This is a genomic window from Caulobacter sp. GW821-FHT12F03 (genome assembly GCF_058806855.1).
Genome location: NZ_JBXAQC010000009.1, coordinates 76869 through 94855 on the forward strand (window position 1 = coordinate 76869; position 17987 = coordinate 94855).

The 17987-nt window shown below is 70.4% G+C and carries 17 protein-coding genes; 7 read left to right on the forward strand and 10 right to left on the reverse strand.

Annotated features, from left to right (window positions below; genetic code table 11):
• Positions 1-7: 7 nt before the first annotated feature.
• Positions 8-2671, reverse strand: coding sequence for an FG-GAP-like repeat-containing protein (locus tag AC1RN0_RS17630; protein WP_492788776.1), 2664 nt, complete (start codon positions 2669-2671; stop codon positions 8-10).
• 311 nt (positions 2672-2982) lie between these two features.
• Between AC1RN0_RS17630 and AC1RN0_RS17635 the strand changes: the two genes are divergently transcribed.
• On the forward strand, positions 2983-3855 hold the full coding sequence (locus AC1RN0_RS17635) for a hypothetical protein (protein ID WP_492788777.1): 873 nt from the start codon (positions 2983-2985) through the stop codon (positions 3853-3855).
• Here AC1RN0_RS17635 and cckA read toward each other — a convergent pair.
• Genes cckA through fliQ form a run of 4 tightly spaced genes read right to left on the reverse strand, consistent with a single transcriptional unit; the run spans position 3827 to position 8101 of the window.
• Positions 3827-5932 (reverse strand): cell cycle histidine kinase CckA, encoded by a 2106-nt coding sequence (gene cckA / locus AC1RN0_RS17640; protein ID WP_492788778.1) that lies wholly within the window; start codon positions 5930-5932, stop codon positions 3827-3829. The two genes, AC1RN0_RS17635 and cckA, sit on opposite strands and share 29 nt — an antisense overlap.
• Before the next feature lie 45 nt (positions 5933-5977).
• Positions 5978-7081: a flagellar biosynthesis protein FlhB gene (gene flhB / locus AC1RN0_RS17645; RefSeq protein WP_492788779.1), complete on the reverse strand. Its 1104-nt coding sequence runs from the start codon at positions 7079-7081 to the stop codon at positions 5978-5980.
• Positions 7082-7834, reverse strand: a complete 753-nt coding sequence (gene fliR, locus AC1RN0_RS17650) for a flagellar biosynthetic protein FliR (protein WP_492788780.1) — start codon at positions 7832-7834, stop codon at positions 7082-7084. It abuts the gene before it with no gap.
• A 3-nt stretch (positions 7835-7837) separates the two neighbouring features.
• Complete coding sequence (gene fliQ, locus AC1RN0_RS17655) at positions 7838-8101, reverse strand: flagellar biosynthesis protein FliQ (protein WP_492788781.1); 264 nt, start codon at positions 8099-8101, stop codon at positions 7838-7840.
• Between the two features lie 101 nt (positions 8102-8202).
• On the opposite strand from fliQ, the gene AC1RN0_RS17660 reads away from it, so the two are divergent.
• From AC1RN0_RS17660 to AC1RN0_RS17670, 3 genes are read left to right on the forward strand one after another with little or no spacing between them, the layout of a single operon-like run.
• Positions 8203-9000, forward strand: coding sequence for an AAA family ATPase (locus AC1RN0_RS17660; RefSeq protein ID WP_492788782.1), 798 nt, complete (start codon positions 8203-8205; stop codon positions 8998-9000).
• A gap of 54 nt (positions 9001-9054) precedes the next feature.
• A complete protein-coding gene (locus tag AC1RN0_RS17665) occupies positions 9055-9894 on the forward strand; it encodes a hypothetical protein (RefSeq protein WP_492788783.1) in 840 nt (279 codons plus the stop codon).
• 2 nt (positions 9895-9896) lie between these two features.
• Complete coding sequence (locus tag AC1RN0_RS17670) at positions 9897-10952, forward strand: alpha/beta hydrolase (RefSeq protein ID WP_492788784.1); 1056 nt, start codon at positions 9897-9899, stop codon at positions 10950-10952.
• Positions 10953-11010: 58 nt separating this feature from the next.
• Here the strand turns inward: AC1RN0_RS17670 and AC1RN0_RS17675 are convergent, their stop codons facing one another.
• The 4 genes from AC1RN0_RS17675 to flgB form a co-directional block, all read right to left on the reverse strand.
• Positions 11011-11514, reverse strand: a complete 504-nt coding sequence (locus AC1RN0_RS17675) for a hypothetical protein (protein ID WP_492788785.1) — start codon at positions 11512-11514, stop codon at positions 11011-11013.
• A 133-nt stretch (positions 11515-11647) separates the two neighbouring features.
• Positions 11648-11956 carry a flagellar hook-basal body complex protein FliE gene (gene fliE, locus AC1RN0_RS17680; RefSeq protein WP_492788786.1) on the reverse strand — a complete coding sequence of 103 codons (309 nt, stop codon included), beginning with the start codon at positions 11954-11956 and terminating at the stop codon, positions 11648-11650.
• Positions 11957-11967: 11 nt separating this feature from the next.
• Positions 11968-12387 carry a flagellar basal body rod protein FlgC gene (gene flgC / locus AC1RN0_RS17685; protein ID WP_492788787.1) on the reverse strand — a complete coding sequence of 140 codons (420 nt, stop codon included), beginning with the start codon at positions 12385-12387 and terminating at the stop codon, positions 11968-11970.
• Positions 12388-12398: 11 nt separating this feature from the next.
• Positions 12399-12791 carry a flagellar basal body rod protein FlgB gene (flgB, locus tag AC1RN0_RS17690; protein WP_492788788.1) on the reverse strand — a complete coding sequence of 131 codons (393 nt, stop codon included), beginning with the start codon at positions 12789-12791 and terminating at the stop codon, positions 12399-12401.
• A gap of 129 nt (positions 12792-12920) precedes the next feature.
• Between flgB and AC1RN0_RS17695 the strand changes: the two genes are divergently transcribed.
• The 3 genes from AC1RN0_RS17695 to AC1RN0_RS17705 all read left to right on the forward strand — a co-directional run bounded on the left by AC1RN0_RS17695 (position 12921) and on the right by AC1RN0_RS17705 (position 14904).
• A complete protein-coding gene (locus AC1RN0_RS17695) occupies positions 12921-13217 on the forward strand; it encodes a flagellar biosynthetic protein FliO (RefSeq protein WP_492788789.1) in 297 nt (98 codons plus the stop codon).
• Positions 13217-14026 carry a flagellar type III secretion system pore protein FliP gene (fliP, locus tag AC1RN0_RS17700; RefSeq protein ID WP_492788790.1) on the forward strand — a complete coding sequence of 270 codons (810 nt, stop codon included), beginning with the start codon at positions 13217-13219 and terminating at the stop codon, positions 14024-14026. The genes AC1RN0_RS17695 and fliP overlap by 1 nt, the downstream gene beginning before the upstream one ends.
• Before the next feature lie 71 nt (positions 14027-14097).
• Entirely contained in the window at positions 14098-14904 is an 807-nt protein-coding gene (locus AC1RN0_RS17705) for a hypothetical protein (protein ID WP_492788791.1), read from the forward strand.
• Between the two features lie 25 nt (positions 14905-14929).
• Here the strand turns inward: AC1RN0_RS17705 and AC1RN0_RS17710 are convergent, their stop codons facing one another.
• Positions 14930-17869 carry a tetratricopeptide repeat protein gene (locus tag AC1RN0_RS17710; RefSeq protein ID WP_492788792.1) on the reverse strand — a complete coding sequence of 980 codons (2940 nt, stop codon included), beginning with the start codon at positions 17867-17869 and terminating at the stop codon, positions 14930-14932.
• Between the last annotated feature and the right edge of the window lie 118 nt (positions 17870-17987).

The following is a 17987-nucleotide window of genomic DNA, read 5'->3' on the forward strand; positions in this document are numbered from 1 at the left end:
GCCGCGCCTACAGCACCCAGCCGCCGTTCCCGTCGCCGGCGCCGGTATAAAGGTTGGCCGTCGTCCCGCTGACATTGCCGGTGATGGCGATGGAGAAGTCGGCCCGGCCGTCGCCGTCGACATCCAGCTGCAGGGTGGTGACGCCGCCGCTGAAGCCCAGCAACGCCTGCCCCGCCAGTTTGGTGAACCTGCCGACGAAGCTGAACGCCTGGTCGCCATCGAGGTTGATGTTGGCGTCGATGGCGCTGAGATCGATGCGGTCGTTCGCTGCGAACGACAGGTCCACGATCGTGTCCTTCTCGACCAGGCTCGCGCCCGCGGCGGCCAGGTGGATGTCGAGGTCTGTGAAGGCGAACGTATCGGCCCCGGCCCCGCCGGTCAGGCGGTCGTAGCCCGCGCCGCCGATCAGCATGTCGTCGCCGTCGCCGCCGTCCAGCACGTCGTTGCCGGCGTCGCCGTACAGCGTGTCGGCCCCGTCCATGCCGCTGATCGTGTCGATGTCGCCGCCGCCGTGCAGGACGTTGGCGCCGCTGTTGCCGATCAGAGTGTTCTTAAGGGCGTTGCCGGTCCCGTTGAGGTCGCCCGAGCCGGTCAGGGTCAGGTTCTCGACGTTGGCGGTGAGCGTGTAGCTGATCGACGCTGAGACCGTGTCGGTTCCCTCCCCGGCGGCTTCGATGACCGTGTCGCCCGCGTCGTCGACGACATAGCTGTCGGCGCCCGCGCCGCCGGTCAGGCTGTCGGCGCCCAGGCCGCCATCGAGCATGTCATTGCCCGCGCCACCCGTCAGGGTGTCGATCCCCGCGTCGCCGTTCAGAGTGTCGTTGCCGACCGAACCGTCGAGACTGTCGTTCCCGTTGCCGCCGTTCAGAATGTCATTGCCGCCGTCGCCAGACAGGGTGTCGTTGCCGTCCAGACCATTCAGGGTGTTGGCCGAGCTATTGCCGAGAATGACATTGTCGAGGCTGTTGCCGGTCCCGTCGATCGCGCGGCCTGACGCCGCCAGGGTCAGGTTCTCGAGGCCAGCTCCAAGCGTCGAGGCGATCGACGAAATGACCAGATCGGTCCCGTCGCCGCCCGTTTCGTCAACGGTGTCGCCCGCCTCGGTGACGACGTAGGTGTCGTTGCCGGTCCCGCCCTGCATGGTGTCAGCGCCCGTGCCGCCCCTCAGGTAGTCGTTGCCGGCCCCGCCGACGAGGATGTCGTCGCCGTCGCCGCCATCGATGAAGTCGTTGCCGTCGCCGCCATCGACGGCGTCATTCCCGCCGAGTGCGGCGATCGTATCGTTGCCGGCGCTATAGAAGAGGTTGTCGGCAAAGGCCGTCGGCCCCTCCGACTCGGCGGTTACGCCGACGATGGACGTCGGCAGGGCAACCGAGGTGTCGAAGTAGTAGTGAACCTGGCCTGCCTCACTGCCGATAAAGAGGTCGAGGTCGCCATCATTGTCGAGGTCGCCCAGACCCAGCGACGCCGTGAGGCCAACGCTGGCGATGGAACCGAAGGGATTGGCGGCTCCGGTGCGCTCGACAAAAACGGCCGCGGACGATGAGCCGGTGTTCTCGAAATAGTGGACTGTGCCGTCATAGGCGCCGATCACGAGATCCAGATCACCGTCATGATCGATATCCCGCGCCAGGGTGTGGGCGTGATTGCCGACGTCGATCGCGCTGAACGGGCTCGCGCCCCCTGTCTGCTCAACGAAAACCGGGGCCGTCGACGTGCCGGTGTTTTCAAAATAGTGCAGCGTGCCGTCGTTGGGCCCGATCACCGCGTCCTTGTCACCGTCGCCATCAAAATCGCCGAACGCCAGATAGGTGTCGCGACCGATATTGACGCCGTTGAACGGGTTGGACGCGCCCGTCACTTCGGCGAAGACCGGCGCGGTGTCCGTCCCGCTGTTCCGGAAGAAGGTGATCCCGCCGACCGCCGATCCGGCGAACAGGTCAAGATCATTGTCGCCATCAATATCGACGAACGCGGCCGTGGAAATGATGTCGTGATTGATCAGCCCGTTGAAGGGATTGCTGGCGCCGGTGCGGGCCGTGAACGTGGGCGAGGCTGCCGAGCCCGTATTTTCGAAATACAGAAAATCGCCGTCGTAGTGGGTGAGAACGAGGTCGAGGTCGCCGTCAAGGTCGAGGTCGACGAGGGTCGGGCCGGTATTGCCGTCATGATACCCATTAATGGGGTAGGCGCTGAGAGGATTGGAAGCGCCGGTGATCTCCTGGAAACCGGGCGTGCCGCCCATGGTGTGGCCGGCCGCATCGGTGACGTTGAAGGTCAGGGTGCGCGTCGCCGTGGGCGTATCGCTGCTGTTGGCGTAGGTCAGGCTCTCGATCAGCTTTTCGATCATGGCCGCGGTGGCCGCGGCATTGAACGTGACCGTGAAGGTCGATCCCGCCCCGCCCGCGGCCGTCCCGATCTCAATGGCCGCCGCCCCGCCAACACCATCGGCGTCGTAGTAGACCTTGCCCGCCGACAGGCTGATGATCGCCCCGCTGAGGATCGACACCGTGTCCTGCGCCAGCAGGCCGGAGACCACCAGCGTCCCGCCGTTGAAGTCGTTGTCGGCGTCGGTGAAGGTCACATCGGAGTCGATGAGTTGCGGCGTGGCGTTGACGGTGTTCTCGGCGAACGTCGGCGCGTTCAGGCCGGAAAGGGCTGGGCTGGCCATGGGATCTCGTTTCCTCGGGTTGCCTGCGGGAGGCGGACAGGCCGGGCACTTCGCGCAGGCGAGATCGGCGGCGGAAGTGGACTAAAACGACACGATCCTTGTTTCGGCGCCGCTGTGGCGGTGGCGCCCCTGAGAGCGCGGCCGTCGCCCAAATGCACAATTTGGGGTATTTCCCCGCCCTCGCAGACCTTTGATCTGCGACAGGTGCATCTTTGCGGGCTAGAAATCCCGTTGACGGGTTCTTCACCAACGCCGGCCGGGGGGAGGCGTGCATTTCTGGATTGTTCGTTTCCGACGCGGCGCGAGCCGTCATGCCGACGCTCGTATCCCCGGAGGCGGTGGCCCGCACGCAAGCGCATGCCGGCTTTTCCGACTACCAGCGCCGCGCCGTCGACGCCTGGCGCCTGCGCGCGACCGCTGATCCGATCCTCGCCGCCACCCTGCGGGACATGGGCCGCTTCGCATCCGGGGTGTGGATGCTGCTCCTGCATGACACCCCCGGCGGCATCACCCTCGGCCGGCTGAGCGACCTGCTGGTTCTGGCCGGCATCTCCGGGCGGGGCCGGGCGCGCTCGGTTCTGATCTACCTGCGCTTCATCGGCTACATCGAGCCGGACCCGTCACCGGGCGACGGTCGCGTGAAGCGCTTCCGCCCCGCGGCCCGCATGACCAGCGCGTTCAGGGACCGCTACCGGCGCGAATTCGAGGCCGCCGCGCCGCTGGACGCCTGCTTCGACGCCGGGCTGGCGCGCCTGGATGACGACGCGTTCTTCGGCGCCTTCATGGCCGCGCTCGGGGAGCTCAGCCTCGCCGGCCTGCCGTTGCTCGTGGAGGGGAACGCCTCCCTGAACATCGTCTCCCACCGGTTCGGCGGCATGGTTCTGGTGGCGGAACTGGTGGCCCTGGCGGACACGGGCGGCGGCGCCTTCCCGCCGGTCGGCCCGACGACCTACTCCCTGGCGGCCCTGGCCCGCACCTGCGGCCTCTCGCGCACCCAGGCGCGGCGCATTCTGCAGGCCGGGGCGGATGGCGGGTTTCTGGAGCTGACCGGCGAGGGCGAACTGACGCTGACACCGCTGCTGGCCGAGCACATCGCCGTGCTGGTCACCTTCAGTTTTCACATGTTCCAGTGGGCCTGCCTGAAGGCCCTGGCGACTACGCCGCCGGCCGCAGCTGCTGCTTGACGCGTTCGGCGAGGGTCTTGATGTCCAGCGGCTTGGGCAGGAAGGTCACGCCCGTCTCGCCTTCCAGCAGGTCGGAGAACTCGGCCTCGGCGTAGCCGCTGATGAACATCACCGGCGCGTCGCCGAGGTGGATGCGGGCCTTCTTGAGCAGGGTCGGGCCGTCCATGCCGGGCATCATCACGTCGCTGATCAGCAGGTCGATCTCGCCGGCGTTTTCCTCGGCCAGCATCAGGGCCTGCTCGCCGTCGGCGGCTTCCAGCACCTCGTAGCCGCGCTTGCGCAGCAGGGTGGCGGCGATGCCGCGCACAGCCTCCTCGTCCTCGACGAACAGGATGCGGCCATTGCCAGACAGGTCCCGCGCCGCGCGCGGCCTGGCCATGGTGGCGGCCGGCACGGTGATCGGCCGGGGCGCGATGGCGCTGGGCACGTGCACCGGCAGGAAGATGCGGAAGGTGGCGCCCTGCCCCGGCGGCGACAGCACCTCGATCCAGCCGTCCGACTGTTTGACGATGCCGAACACCTGGGCGAGGCCCAGGCCCGTGCCCTCGCCGACCGCCTTGGTGGTGAAGAACGGGTCGAAGATTTTGCCGATCACCGCCTCGGGGATGCCCGGGCCGTCGTCGGCCACCTCGATCATCGCCATCTCGCCCATCGGCGGGCCGCCGTAGCCGAGCGCGGCGGCCTCGGCGTAGGACACCTTGGCCGTCTTGAGCCAGACCCGCCCGCCGCCCTTGGCGCTGATCAGCGCGTCCTGGGCGTTGAGCGTCAGGTTCATCACCGCGATCTCGAGCTGGCCCTTGTCGGCCTTCACCAGCGGCAGGTCGCGGCCGTACTCGGTGTCGAGCTTGACGTTCTCGCGCAGCAGGCGGCGCAGCAGCACCTCGAAGTCGCTGATCATCTCGCCGAGATCGAGGACCTCGCGCTGGACCGTTTCCTGGCGGGAATAGGTCTTCAGCTTGCGCACCAGATCGGCGGCGCGGGCCGAGGCGCCCTTGATCGAGGTCAGGCCCTCGTAGCTGGGATCGCCCAGCGAGTGACGCTCGAGCAGCTCGTCCAGCCGCAGCTGGATGGCCGTCAGCAGGTTGTTGAAGTCATGGGCGATGCCGGCGGCCATCTGGCCGATGGCCTGCATCTTCATGCTCTGGGCCAGCTGCAGTTCGATCTGCTTCTGCTCGGTGACGTCGACCAGATAGGCGACCAGCCGGCCGTCGGTGCGGGCGAGATACAGGTGGGAGATCTGCGAGGGATCATGGGCCAGGCGGACCTCGATCGGCCCCGCGCGGCCCTCGCCGGCGCCGAAGCCCGCATCGATGCGCGAGCCCGGGTCGATCAGGTCGCCGAAGGTCACGCCCGCGGCGGCCTTGCCGCCGGTCATGGCGGTCAGGGCCGGGTTGGCCTCGGTGATCACCGCGCCGAAGACCTCGGCGCCCTCGAGCATGGCCGCGCCGAACGGCGAGGCGGCGGCGAAGGCGTCGAGCGTGGCCGGGCCCGTGGGCGCGACCACCAGCGGCGCGGTCGCCACCGCCGGCATGACCGGATCAGCCGCCGTCAGCCGCAGCGTCTCGCCGCCCGTGGAATCGAGCCGCAGCAGGAACCGGCCGCTGCCGAGCGGGGCGACCGAGACCGGCCATTCCTCGCGCCCGACCCGGACCGAGGCGCGAGCGATCTCGCCCTTGCGGGCCTTCGACAGGGCGGCGAACAGGCCCGGGGCGGCATGGCCGTTGCGGGGCAGCCGCTTGAGCACGCCGAGCGCGGCGCGCCAGGGCGCGTTGGCCGCGTGCAGGCGACCATCCGGTCCGGCGACGGCCGCGGCCTCGCCGAGCGCCTCGATGAAGGTCTCCGCCCCCTCGTCCTCGATGATCACCGGACGATTGGCGCTGCGGAACGCCAGCAGGCCCAGCACCGCGACGCCGGCCAGACCGGCGAGCAGCAGGGTGCTGGCGAGGGTTTCCGAACTGGCGCGGGCGAAAACGGGGACCGTGGCGAAGCCGACAGCCAGCAGGAAGAAGCCGCCCGCGGCGACGGCCAGCGGGTCGAATTGTCTCTCGCGCGGCTTGCTCGACGCTGAATCCGTCATCAGCCCAGCTGGTGTGGTGATCGAATCACTCATGGAGCTTACTCGCTAAAGCGCCCGGGCGCGTGTGCCGGCATTTCGGGCCTGCCGGCGCTGGGCCGCGCCCAGGATGAAGCCGATGACCTTGGCCACGGCTTCGAAGTGGGTCTCGGGAATCTGTTCGTCGACCTCGACCGCCGCGTAGAGGGCGCGGGCCAGCGGCGCGTCCTCGATCACCGGCACGCCGTGTTCCTCGGCGACGGCGCGGATGCGCAGGGCCAGTTCGTCCATGCCCTTGGCCACGCACTCCGGCGCCGGCGTCACCCCCTGCTCGTAGCGCAGGGCCACGGCGTAGTGGGTCGGGTTCATGATCACGACGGTGGCGTTGGGCACGTTCTGCATCATGCGCCGGCGGGCCCGCTCGTTGCGGATCTGCTTCTGCTTGGCCTTGACGTGCGGGTCGCCGTCGCTCTGCTTGTATTCGTCCTTCAGCTCCTCGCGGCTCATGCGCATGCGCTGCATGAAGCGCTGGCGCTGCCAGATCCAGTCGACCCCGGCGGTCACCGCCAGGAAGGCCATCACCGCGTAGAACAGCGCCTTGAGCAGATCGACGCTGACCGGCAGCATCTCGGCCGGGTCCATCGCCGACAGGCGGCTCAGGCCCATGCCCTTGTCCTTCAGCGCGAACCAGGCGACCGCGCCGGTGATGAGGATCTTCAGGCCCGACTTGAGGAAGTTGACCAGGCCGTCGATGCCGAAGATGCGCTTGAAGCCCTCCTGCGGAGAGACCTTCTTGAAGTCGGGCTTCAGCTTGTCGCCGGTCCACAGCAGGCCGGTCTGGAAGATGTTGCCGGCCGCGCCCGCCAGCGCCGCGCCGCCCATGACGGCGAGCAGCATCGGCGCGGCGGCCAGGGCGGCTTCCTGCGCCACCAGCATCAGCCCGCCGCCCGACACGTCGAAGTCGGCCGGGTGGGCGACGAACGGCAGCAGCCGCATGGCCAGGTCGCGGCACAGCCAGCCGCCGCCGATCGCCAGGATGCCGAACGCGCCGAGGAGCGAGGCCAGCTGGGACACGTCCTGGGACCGGACGACGTCGCCCTTCTTGCGGGCCTCCTCGAGTTTCCTCGGTGTCGGCTCTTCTGATTTCGACGCTGCGTCGTTGTCGTCGGCCATCTAGCTGAAGACCTCGAGCAGCTCGCGGAAGCGGGTCGTCCAGACCATGCCGATGACGCCCAGGCTGAGCGCGAACACCGACAGGCCGAGCATCACCGACAGCGGCGTGGCGACGAAGAAGATCTGGAACTGCGGCATGGCCCGGCCGACGAGGCCCGCGGCGATGTTGAACACGATCGAGAAGACGATGACCGGCGCGGCCAGCTGGATGCCCAGGGCGAACGAGCCGGCCACCGTCTGGACCGCGAGCGTCGCCGCGTCGCCGACCATCAGCGGATGGCCGAACGGGAACAGCTTGTAGGAGTTGAACATCGCCGCGAAGAACAGGTGATGCAGGTCGGTGGTCATGACCAGCACCGTGCCGATCAGCGCCAGGAAGGTGGAGAGGGTCGTGCTGGGCGCGGCCTGGGCCGGGTTGGCGGTCTGGGCGAAGCCGAGCGTCGTCTGGATCGAGACCACTTCGCCGGCCGTCGACAGCGAGGTCAGGAACAGCCGCAGTATCGAGCCCATCATCAGGCCGATCAGGGTTTCGCGGATCAGGGCGCCGGCGCTTTCGCCGAGCGTCGCCGGCACGACCACGTTGTGGGCCACCAGCGGCGTCATCAGAATCGACATCAGCAGGGCGAACGCCAGCCGGATGCGCGGCGGCACGCTGGCGTCGCCCAGCCCCGGCACGAGCATGACCATCGCCCCGATCCGCGAAAACACGAGACCGGCGGCGTAGACCTGGGCGGCTGTGGCGTACGCCTCCACGGCCTACATCGCCGCGATGCGGGCGGCGATATGGTTCATGAAGCCGCCCATCAGGGCGCCCATGAGCGGCAGGAAGAACAGCAGCGACAGGAAGATGGCCACGATCTTGGGCGCATAGACCAGGGTCGCTTCCTGGATCTGGGTCAGGGCCTGGAACAGGCCGATGCCGACGCCGACGATCAGGCCGACGATCAGCACCGGGGCCGACAGCTGCAGGGTCAGCCAGATGGCGTCGCGACCGACATCCAGAACCTCGGCGCCATTCATGGAAAAAGCCTCACGCGGGAATCGAAGAGCAAGGCCCGCACCCTGCCGTCTTATGGTTAACGCGGCTTTACGGATGGCCCGGCGCGACCCAGGCTGACGCCATGATATCGCCCGCGCTCGTCGACCGTGTCCGCGATCTGGCCCTCGCCCGCGCAAGGCCGGGCCGTCCGCCGCTGATCGGCGTCGCCGGGCCGCAGGGGTCGGGCAAGACGACCCTGGCGCGGGCCGTGGCGGCGACGCTGAACGGCGCGGCCTTCTCGCTCGACGACGTGTATCTGACCCGGGCCGGGCGGGCGTCGCTGGCGGCGCGGGTCCACCCGCTGCTCGCCGTGCGCGGACCGCCGGGAACCCATGACCTGGCGCTGGCCGAGCGGACCGTGGCGGCGTTGCGGGCGGCGGGACCGGACAGCGCCACGCCCCTGCCCGCGTTCGACAAGCTGGCCGACGACCGGGCGCCCGCGGCGGACTGGCCGGTGTTTCGCGGCCGACCGGAGGCGATCCTGATCGACGGCTGGTGCCTGGGCGCGACGCCGCAGGCGCCGGCGGACCTGGCCCGGCCGGTCAACGCCCTCGAACGGGACGAGGACCCGGACGCCGTCTGGCGCGGCTTCGTCAACGCGGCGCTGGCCGGACCCTGCCAGGCCTTCTTCCGCGGCTTCGACGCGATGGTCTTCCTCGCCGCCCCCTCGTTCGCCTGCGTGCTGGATTGGCGCTGCGAGCAGGAGGCGGGGCTGATGGGCCTCGCGCCCCGCGACCTGCCGCCGGCGCGACGCGCGGCGCTGGCCCGGTTCATCCAGCATTTCGAGCGGATCACCACGCATATGCTGGGGGGCGGCGTGACGGCCGACCTGACCGTACCCCTGAGCGTTGACCGAACACCGTTCTTGTCGCCCTCCTGAATTCCCCCTAGGGTTGAAACGCGGCGACGACAACCGCGTCACGGAGGGGCGGCGATGGCCCAGTTCGAGACCATTCTGGCGTTGATTTCAGCGGCCGGGGCGTTCGGCATCGCGGCCTATGGCGTGGTCGAGGCCCTCGGCAAGGCGCTCGCCTGGCGCGGCGGCTTCTGGGACGACTGGCTGAAGGTGCCGCAAAAGCGTCGCCAGCCGTTCGGCCTGCCGTTCGTCGGCTTCAAGTCGGTCCAGGCGCTGGCCCTGAAGCTGGCCCCGGCCCTGCGACGCACCTACGGCGACGACTATCTCGACATCCTGCTGCAGCAGTACCGCGAGGCGCGCGGCAAGGGCGCGGCGCCGGCGACGTTGAAGCAGGGCGTCCTCCTGGCGCTTCCGTTCATGCCGAAGAACGAGGTGCAGCACATCATCAGCCAGGTCTGGGGACTTGATGGCGCGGGATCCGGGGTCGACTCCTCGCCCTACGCCGCCCGCCTCGCCGGGGCGCTCGTCGACGAGAAGTCGGCGGACGCGCCGGAGGCGACGCCGCAGGACGAGGCCCTCGCCAGCCGCTTCGCCGTGGCGCTGGAGGTCCGCGTCCAGGCCGCCTTCGCGGTCGCCGAGGAGCGCTACGGCGCCATCCTGCGCGTCTGGGCCGGGGCGACCGCGATCGCCATGGCCGTCACCTTCAACTTCATCACCGGCAACAGCATCCAGGGCCTGTTGCAGGCGTCCCTCCCCGACATGCGCACGCTCAATGAGCCCTGGGCCGGGCCGCTGACCGCCGCGATGTTCGGGGCGGTGGCCGTGCCGCTGGCGCCGGTGGCCAATGACCTGGTCAGCGCCCTGTCGCAGGCGATGAAGGCCTGGCGCGACGCCAGCGTCGTCAAGCGCGGGGTCTGACCGTGACCGACGGTCCGGCCTTCATCAGCTTCCGCGCCGGCGGCGTCGGCGGGGGCGTCACGGCCGCGGAAATGTACGGCGTCCGCGGCTTCTCGCCGGCCTACCGCTGGAAGGGCCGCACCTGGGCCGGCGCCCTGACGCCGCTGCCCGGCCCCGAGCGGGGCGAGCGGTTGCGCGGCCGGGATGTCTGGTTCGTGGTGCACGGCTTCAACACCAACCGCGACCGGGGGATCATGTCGCTGGGCGCCATGGCCCAGGAGTATCTCGGCCAGGGCGTGCAGAGCGCCCAGTACGCCGACGCGGCCTACGACTCGCTGGGACTGCCCCGCCCGACCTTCGCGCCGGCCGAGGCGATGATCCCCGTGCTGTGGCCCGGCGACGCCCCGGGGCTCGGCATCCTCAAGGGCGCCAGCTATCCGCTGGAAATCGGCGATGTCTACAAGACCGCCGTCGAGTTCGCCCGCCTGCTGTCCGATCCGGAGACCCGCCCCGCGCGGGTCAACTTCATCACCCACAGCCTGGGGGCCCGGGTCGCGCTCGACACCCTGCGCAACCTGGCCGCCGGTCCGACCCCGCCGGCGTTCGGGACGGTGCTGATGATGGCCCCGGCGACCGACGACGACGTGCTGGACGATCCACGCTTCGCCAGGGTCGTCGACCGCACGGAGCGGTTTGTGGTGGTCAGCTCGTTCAAGGACATCACCCTGGAATACGCCTTCCCGATCGGCGACGTGCTCGAACGGGCGCTGCACTGGACGGAGCGGGCGTCCGTGCGGGCCATGGGCCGCTTTGGGCCGCGACTGAAGAAGGGCTCGCCGGCGCTGGCCAAGCTGGACTGGTTCCAGATGCGCGACTCCGTCGGCCAGGACCACAACGACTACAATCCCTGGCCGTGGGACAAGGCGATCGCCGCGGACGCCAACGGCTGGAGCCAGAAGCGCTGGCGGGCGCACCGCCTGACCCGCCATGTCGGCGTCGACCGCGACTCCGGGGCGCCCGACAGCTGGCGCGAGGCGGACAACGCCCTTCTCAAGAGCCAGCCGGCGTCAGAGGACTGACGCGAAAAGGGGGCGGCTCGCGCCGCCCCCTTCCCGGAGTGTTCAGTTGCGGGGCGGCCTAGTGGCCGCGAACCCAGTAGCCGCCGTCGTCGTAGCCCTGGCGGGCGCCGTCGCCGTGGCCGTTGCCATACCGGTTGCCGTAGCCGCCCCGGTCTTCGCGCATCTGGGCGACCACGGTCGCGTCCAGACGGTCGAGGCGGGTGTTCAGGATGCCGATTTCACGGCGATCCAGACCACGGCTGGCGCGGAAGCGGCGCTCCATGTCGGCCACCTGGGCCAGTTCGATGCGCAGGCCGCGGGCTTCCCGGCGATCCAGGGCGCCCGAACGTTCACCGCGGGCGATGTGCAGGGCGACACGCTCCTGCTTGGCGTCGATGGCGCCGGCGCCGTAGCCGTAGCCGCCGCGGGGACCGTCGCGATAGTCGCCGCGATCGTCGCCGCGGTACCCGCCGTCATAGCCGGCGTCGGGACGGTGCGGGGCGCCGTAGGTCTGGGCCGAAGCGGCGCCGGCGGCGCCGGTCAGGGTCGCGATGGCGGCGGCGGCGATGAGAAACGTCTTCATGGTCTTCACTCCTCGGGGGGTCCCTGTCCCGGACGATCCGGGGGAGCGGGACTTGTTGAGGCTGAAGATGACAGGCCGGACCTGAGCCTTGTCTGAGCGCGTCGTTATGTGACGTTCATCCTGGCGGATGCCGTCAGATCGGCATCCGCATGATTTCCTGGTAGGCCGAGATGACCTGGTCGCGCACGGCCATGACCGTTTCGAGGCTGGCCTCGGCCGAGGAAATGGCGGTCACCACATCGACCAGCTCAGCCTTGCCGGCGACCTGGGCGGCGATCTGGTGCTCGGCGTTCTTCGAGGCCTTGGTGGCGTCGGTCATCACCGACTTCAGCAGATCGCCGAAGTCCTGACCGCCCCCGCTGGCGGCCGGCGCGGCGCCGCCCAGCGCCATGCCGCTGCCGGCGGAGGCGTAGGCCTTGGCGGCGGCCATCGCGGTCATCATGGCTTAGGCCCCTATTTCTTGAGCAGGTCGAGGGTGCGCATTTCCATCGCGCGCGCCGTCTCGATGACGTTGAGATTGGCCTCGTAGGCCCGCTGGGCGTCCTTCATGTCGAGCGCCTCGATCAGCGGATCGACGTTGGGCAGCTTCACATAGCCCTGCGGGTCGGCGGCCGGATGGCCAGGGTCGTAAGTCGAGCGGAAAGCGGCCTGGTCGGGCTGGACCCGGCTCATGCTGACGCCCTCGCCGCCGTCGACGGCCCTGGGCTCGAACACCGGCACCTGGCGGCGGTACGGGTCGCCGCCGGCCGTGCGGGCCGTCGAATTGGCGTTGGCCAGGTTCTCGGCGATGATCCGCATGCGCGCCTGCTGCGCGCGCATGCCGGAGGCGGCCACGGACATCGCCGCGTCGGACTGGGAACGGATCTCGGCCATCTAGTCCTCGCTCAACGGCCCGGCGGACGGGCGGCCATCCGCAACAGGGCCATGGATTTCTGGTAGAATCCGATCGCGGCTTCGTACTCCATCCGCGACTCGTTCATCTTGATCATCTGGTCTTCCAGCACGACGGCGTTGCCATCGAGCGTGGTCTCCGTGTCGGGCGCCTTGGCCGAGCGGAACGCACCGCCGCCGCCGGGCCGCCGGGTCGTCCCGGCCATGTGCCCCGCCTCGGTCCGGGTCGGAGACATCATCGCCAGACCCGCCTGCGACTGGACCTGGGCCGAAAAGGTGAAGGCCTTCAGGTCGCGACCGACGAATCCCGGGGTGTCGGCGTTGGCTACGTTCTGGGCGATGACCCGCTGCCGCTCGCCTTCGTAGCCGAGGCGTTGGCGCAGCATCGCGAACAGAGGGATCGTGGAAATATCCATCACCGCGCATGGTGAACAAACAGGGTTAATTGCGCCTTAAGGGTTGCAGCGCAGAGCATGGGCCCGCTGTTCCGGCGTCCCGCTTCAGAGCCCCTCCCCATGGACTTCGTCGAGATCCTTCGCGCCGCCTTCGCCCTGCTGGTGACGCTCGGCCTGGTCATGCTGGCCGGCTGGGGCATGCGCCGCTTCGGGCCCGACGCCATGGCGCGGCTGCAGATGCCGCGCAAGGAACGCCGCCTGACGCTGGTCGAGACCCTGGTGCTCGATCCCGCCCGCCGGCTCGTGCTGGTGCGGCTGGACGACGAGGAGCGGCTGATCCTGCTGGGCGACGGCCGCACGCTGGAAACGCTCAAGCCCGCCGCCCGCCGCCGCAAGACCCCGGAGACCGCCGCCTGATGCGCGCCGCCCTCACCCGCTTCCGCAAGGCCGTGATCGCCGTCAACGGCCAAGACCTGCGCCGCGCCGCGCTGCTGTCGCTGGGCGTGACCGTCGCCAGCCTGATCGTCCCGGCCGTGGCCCTGGCCCAGGCGGTCAACATCGATCTCGGCACCGGCGCCGGCCTGACCGAGCGCGTGGTGCAGCTGATCGGACTGATGACCGTGCTGTCGCTGGCCCCGTCGATCGTCATCATGACGACCAGCTTCGTGCGCATCACCGTGGTGCTCAGCCTGCTGCGCACGGCGCTCGGCCTGCAGCAGAGCCCGCCCAACGCCGTGCTGATCAGCCTGGCCCTGTTCCTGACGGCGATCGTCATGGGCCCGACCCTGCAGCGCAGCTACGACGAGGGCGTGCGCCCGCTGCTCGACAAGCAGATGGAACTGCCGCAGGCGTTCGAGGCGGCCGGTGATCCGGTGAAGCAGTTCATGCTGGCCCAGGTTGACCGGGGCGACCTCGCCCTGTTCGTCCGGCTGTCGAAGATCGAAAAGCCCGCCACCCTGCAGGACACCCCGATCCGCGTGGTCACCCCGGCCTTCATGATCAGCGAGCTGAAGCGCGCCTTCGAGATCGGCTTCCTGCTGTTCGTGCCGTTCCTGGTCATCGACCTGGTGGTGGCCAGCGTGCTGATGAGCATGGGCATGATGATGCTGCCGCCCGTGGTGGTCAGCCTGCCGTTCAAGCTGATCTTCTTCGTGCTGGTCGACGGATGGCGGCTGGTGGCCGGCAGCCTGGTCGAGAGCTTCCACCAGGTCCCACCGCCCGGATAGCGCCGTTCGCCCGGATTGACTCCACCCCCGCGACCATGGCCCCCTGCGACATCCAGCGGGGGAGTCGCGACATGGCGGAAGCAGGCAGTTTCGAGTCAGGCCGGACCACTTCGCCGCCGGCCGTGGACGCGGGTGCCGGGCAAGGCGACCTGCGCTTCTTCCGGACGATGATCACGGCCATGGCGGCCGTGCTGGTTTCGGGCTTTGTCCTCAACCTGGCGATGGGCCGCTCGAGCTTCGGCGCGCCGCCGATCGTCCATGTTCACGCCGTCGCCTTCATGGGCTGGGTCACGATCGTGGTCACCCAGGCCTGGCTCGTCGCGGGCGGCCGCGCCGACCTGCACCGGAAGCTGGGCGCCCTCGCCCTGGCCTGGCTGTGCGCGATGCTCGTGCTGGGACCGCTGGTGACCATCGCCGCCATCCGCACCGGCCGCGTGCCCTTCTTCTTCCAGCCGCAGCATTTCCTCCTGGCCGATCCGGCGACCGTGTTCGCCGCCGCCGGCCTGGTCGTCGCCGCCGTGGTCCTGCGGAAGAACCGTGACTGGCACCCGCGCCTGCAGATCGGCGCGTTCATGATGCTGATGGGCCCGGGCATTGGCCGCCTGATCCCGATGCCGCTGCTGCCGCCCTACGCGTTCGAGATCGCCTCGCTCATCCCGCTGGTCGTCGCCCTGGTCGGCATGGCGCGGGACAAGCGGGTTCACGGCAAGGTTCATCCGGCCTGGCTGCTGTCGGCCGGCGTCGTCGTGGCGGTGCAGATCGCCGTGCGGGTGGTCGCCTTCTCGCCGGTGGGCGACGCGGTCTACGCCGCCGCCGTCACCGGCAGCCCGGCCGCTGGATCGGACGGCCGCGCCTTCCCCGCCCCGCCGCCGCACTGAGCGGGGCGACCGTGAGGCGCCTGGTCTAGCCTCTCGGCGTCCCCGGGGCGGCGGCCGGCGCCGCGGCGGTCCGGGCCACCGCCGGACCCACGGGCGCGGGCTTGTCGCGGAAACGGACCTTCATCTTCGAGACCCAGCCGGCGAAGCCCTCGTTGTCGGCGACGGTGCGGCTGAAGTCGTTGGCCGTCAGGGCGCCGCCGTCGACGCCGGCGAAGGCCACGCGCAGGGCGTCCGGGTTGCGGGCCAGTTCGATGTAGCCGCCGAAGTGGTCGCGCAGACGGGTCAGGGCCGCGTCGTCGCCGGCCAGGCTGTAGGCCACGCCCGCGCGCAGCAGCTTGGACTCCTCCTCGGGCCGCAGCGGCAGGGCCGACTTCCAGCGGTCGGCCATCGAGGCCTCGAACAGCGATCCGGCCAGCGCCCAGTTGTGGCCCTTCCAGGCGATCTCGGCGCGCACGTCCTGGGCGTCCGGCGTCCTGTCCGGCTCGATGATCTCGGCGGCCGCGTCGAGCCGGCCCAGCGCCATCAGCGCCCGGGCGGTCAGGATGCGGCGCTCGGCGTTCAGCGGCCCCGGCAGCACCGTGGTGCGGGAGTTGTTGATCGCCTGCAGCGCCTGCTCGGGCTTGCGGTCCATCAGGTAGATCAGCGCCAGATCGGTGGACACCTGGGCCTTGGGCACGCCGTCGAGGCGGTTGTCGACCTGGTACTTCAGCAGGGTCGACGCGTCGGTCAGCAGATCCACATCGACCAGTCGGCGGACCATCTTGCGCACCATCAGGTCGCCGTCGGCGCCGGGCGGGGTCAGCTCCTGGAAGTCGCGGAACAGCGCCAGCGCCTGGATCGGCTCAAGGCCGTCGGCCATGCCGTCGAGGAACAGGGCGCGGAAGGCGTTGGCCAGATCGGCCTGCAGTTCGACCGCCTCGGGCAGGTCGGGCAGGCGCGTGCCGGCCGAGCGCAGCGCCTCGAGCGCCTCGCGATAACGGCCCTGGCCGAGGTAGAGCTGGCCGAGCGTGCGGATGGTCTCCAGCTCCGTGGCGTCGCCGCGCCAGCGGTAGCGCAGGCCGTCATAGGCGTTCGCGGCCTGGGCCGGGGTGATCTGTCCCAGCTCCTGCTTGATGCGCGTGGCGCGCAGCAGCGCCGGCGCGGCCAGCTGGTCGAGGGGCGCGCGGGCGATGGCCAGATAGACGTTCAGGGCGCCCTGCTTGCGACCCTGGGCCTCGAACAGCCGGGCCTGGACCAGCCGCACGGCCAGCTGTTCCTCGGCCGGAAGCGTCTCGGCGAGAGCCTCGTTGATGTGGGACTGGGCCGTGGTCAGGTCGCCCAGCTCCAGCGACGCCTCGGCGTCGGCGGCGAGGAAGCGGGCCTTCCAGACCGGGGAGAACTGGCTGATCGCCATGGCGCCCGAGGCGAACCTGGCGCGGGCGTCGGCCCACTGCCCGGCCCGGGCCGCGAGATAACCGCGCCAGACGGCGGCCGACGGGTCATCGGCGAGAACCGGGGTGGCGAAGTCGGTCTCGGCTTCCTTGTCGCGGCCGACCATCGCGCGGGCGATGCCGCGCAGGCCGCGGAACTCCGGATTGCCCTGGATCGACTCCTGCTGGCGCGCGGTGTTGTTCAGCACGCCGATGGCTTCGTAGCCGAGATTGGCCCCGACGAGGAACCGGGCCAGGGCCAGGCGGGCCTCGACCGGCGCGGCCTGTCCCTTGGCGGGCGCGGCGGCGGTTTCGACCGAGGCGGCGTCGGTCAGGGCGGCGTAGCGGGCCATGAAACCGCCCGGCCCCGTATGGCCCCAGCTGTCGCCGATCAGGCCGGGCATGCTGGCGGCCTGCGGCGCGCCGGCGGCGGCGTCGACGCGTCGCGCGCTGGCCGAGACCGACGAGAGGGCCAGGCCCGACGGCCGGCCGATGCGCACCAGGTCGCCGTCGGCCACGACCTTCAGGTCGGTGGCGTAGGGCTCGATGGCCAGACCCTGGAGGGTCGGCAGCATGGCCATCTGGACGTAGTCGCGGCGCGAGCCGAGCCCCTTGGACGGGGCCAGGGCGGTGACCACGGCGATGCGGTCGCCGACGGCCGGGTCGTCCATCCAGATCGCCGCGGTGGCGCCGGCCAGTACGGCCGTCAGGCCCGCCTCTGCCGACTCGTCGTCGCGCTGGACGTCGACATGACCCGGCTCGACCTTGGGCCCGGCGCCGAGCGCCACGGTCCAGCTCGAGCCCTCGCCGACCACCGACACCGGCGTGGTGCGCGGGGCGACGATGCGGATAGCCGAATAGTCCCGGCCGCGAACGGTCTGGATGCGGCTGTACTGGGAGACGCCGCGCGGGGCCTTCGACACGTCCAGCGTCGCCGGGGCGTCGAACACCACCCAGATCGCCTCGCCGCGGCGGAACACGGCGGCGCCGGCCGGATTGGCCCAGTCGAACCGCAGGCGGACCTGCGGGCCGACAATGTCGGCGGCCACGCGCACCACGCCGCCGGCGGGAACGGGGTTGGGCCGCGGCGCGCGCGGCGCGGGCTCCGGCGCCGGCGTGGCGGCGTCGGCCACCGTCGCGGCCGGCGCTTCCGGGGCGGCCGGACGCTCGAACAGGTTGACGTAGATGGCGCCGTCAGCCGCGCCGACCTTGGCCTCGGCGTTGTCGGCCAGCTGCAGGTCGATCTCGAGGCCGGACGGCGTGTGGCGCTGCTCGGCGCCCTTCAGCCACTTCGGCGGAAAGATGCGCAGGGTCGACAGGTCGGGGCTGGCGTCGCGGCTGAAATGCAGCGTCAGCGTCTGGCCGTTGCGGCGGGTCGAGACCTTCGCGCCGCCGGCCCAGTGGAACTCGATCTTGCTGAGATGGGCCGCCTGGGCGGTGCGCACCTCCAGCTGCGGGCGCGCGGCCAGCGCGACCGTCGGCACGACGGCCGGCGCCGCCACCCCGACGATACAGGCGGCGGCGACCCCCGAACGCAGGAGGGTGCGGAGCGACACCTAGCCCCCTTTGGCCGCGGGCGTGGCGGCCGGCGCGGCGCCGCCGGCGGGCGGGGGCGCGGCTGACGGGGCGGCCGGACCGGCCGAGGGCTTCACGGCCGGCTTGACCGGCGTCGTC

Bases quoted from the DNA above. Each gene is read 5' to 3' on its own strand.
- fliQ (WP_492788781.1), bottom strand. From the start codon at position 8,101: ATGAATGGCGCCGAGGTTCTGGATGTCGGTCGCGACGCCATCTGGCTG.
- AC1RN0_RS17660 (WP_492788782.1), top strand. From the start codon at position 8,203: ATGATATCGCCCGCGCTCGTCGACCGTGTCCGCGATCTGGCCCTCGCC.
- fliE (WP_492788786.1), bottom strand. From the start codon at position 11,956: ATGATGACCGCGATGGCCGCCGCCAAGGCCTACGCCTCCGCCGGCAGC.
- AC1RN0_RS17695 (WP_492788789.1), top strand. From the start codon at position 12,921: ATGGACTTCGTCGAGATCCTTCGCGCCGCCTTCGCCCTGCTGGTGACG.
- fliP (WP_492788790.1), top strand. From the start codon at position 13,217: ATGCGCGCCGCCCTCACCCGCTTCCGCAAGGCCGTGATCGCCGTCAAC.
- AC1RN0_RS17675 (WP_492788785.1), bottom strand. From the start codon at position 11,514: ATGAAGACGTTTCTCATCGCCGCCGCCGCCATCGCGACCCTGACCGGC.
- AC1RN0_RS17665 (WP_492788783.1), top strand. From the start codon at position 9,055: ATGGCCCAGTTCGAGACCATTCTGGCGTTGATTTCAGCGGCCGGGGCG.
- AC1RN0_RS17630 (WP_492788776.1), bottom strand. From the start codon at position 2,671: ATGGCCAGCCCAGCCCTTTCCGGCCTGAACGCGCCGACGTTCGCCGAG.
- flhB (WP_492788779.1), bottom strand. From the start codon at position 7,081: ATGGCCGACGACAACGACGCAGCGTCGAAATCAGAAGAGCCGACACCG.
- flgC (WP_492788787.1), bottom strand. From the start codon at position 12,387: ATGGCCGAGATCCGTTCCCAGTCCGACGCGGCGATGTCCGTGGCCGCC.
- flgB (WP_492788788.1), bottom strand. From the start codon at position 12,791: ATGCTGCGCCAACGCCTCGGCTACGAAGGCGAGCGGCAGCGGGTCATC.
- AC1RN0_RS17635 (WP_492788777.1), top strand. From the start codon at position 2,983: ATGCCGACGCTCGTATCCCCGGAGGCGGTGGCCCGCACGCAAGCGCAT.
- AC1RN0_RS17705 (WP_492788791.1), top strand. From the start codon at position 14,098: ATGGCGGAAGCAGGCAGTTTCGAGTCAGGCCGGACCACTTCGCCGCCG.
- cckA (WP_492788778.1), bottom strand. From the start codon at position 5,932: ATGACGGATTCAGCGTCGAGCAAGCCGCGCGAGAGACAATTCGACCCG.